The 879-nt window shown below is 42.9% G+C and carries 1 protein-coding gene; it reads right to left on the bottom strand.

Annotation, left to right across the window (positions count from 1 at the left end):
• Positions 1–534: 534 nt before the first annotated feature.
• The coding region (locus ACIFOT_RS32200; protein ID WP_430073031.1) for a hypothetical protein at positions 535–879 on the bottom strand (345 nt) is incomplete at its 5' end.

Below are 879 nucleotides of genomic sequence, written 5' to 3'. Positions count from 1 at the left end.
CATCCATTGAAATCTTCCTTTCTAGGCCATTAAGTTAGAGGCTAGTGCAACAATCAGAATTGGGATTAATCTACCATGAGTGCTTCCCGTAAGGAAGCGACAGTTTGTGGTGCACCGTGGTCGTTGGAGTCAGACTAACGGATGGGCTCTAAGGCACCATAGTTTATCGACCTTCCTCTCCCAGCCATAGAAACATTAAGGACGGATTCAATATATTTTCATTCTTTGTGGTGAAGAGCTGTTCACAGCGATTCATGGATGGCTAATGGGTGCAAGAGTTGAAGATCAAGGCTGTCATTTTGGCAGTTTTTCTTATTGTGCACACGGGGCGGGTTAGTTGAAGAATCTGTTTTTCCATATAGGCTGCCGAGTGTAAAACCTACAGGAAAAATGGTAATATTTGAATTACGGATAGGGAAAGTGCAACGTCATTATAAAAAAATAAGGCCGGCAAGGAGCGGCGGAACAGATACTTCCGCTTTTTTCTCTGCCAATGCTGTAACCACAGGTAAATAGCTTTTGTCTTTATTGCCACTAACCTGTTAAAATTAAAACATACACCACTTGTGAAACACAGAATGGAAACCCGTTGGATTGCCGAAGGAGAAATATGAAGGTGATTGGGGGGGGGAACGTTGAAGAAACGGTCAAGGTTGCGTAGACGGATTCGGGAATGGCTAAACAAGAGGAAACAACAGAAAGAAGAGAACCCGCTACCGAGTTTTGTAAACAGTTGGACGAATCGCCATCAGGAAGAATTGGAAAAGCCAAAAGAATTTTATAAAAATGAAAAACCAACCGAGGAATAATGACTGCTGCGATGCTTCCATAACGAAGGATCGCTTTTTTCTTCTTCAAGTAACGGGGCAGCATTCCTGT

The organism is Neobacillus sp. NRS-1170 (genome assembly GCF_050468025.1).
Note: the sequence above shows the minus strand (reverse complement) of the source record. Positions and strands in the feature narration are given on the sequence as shown.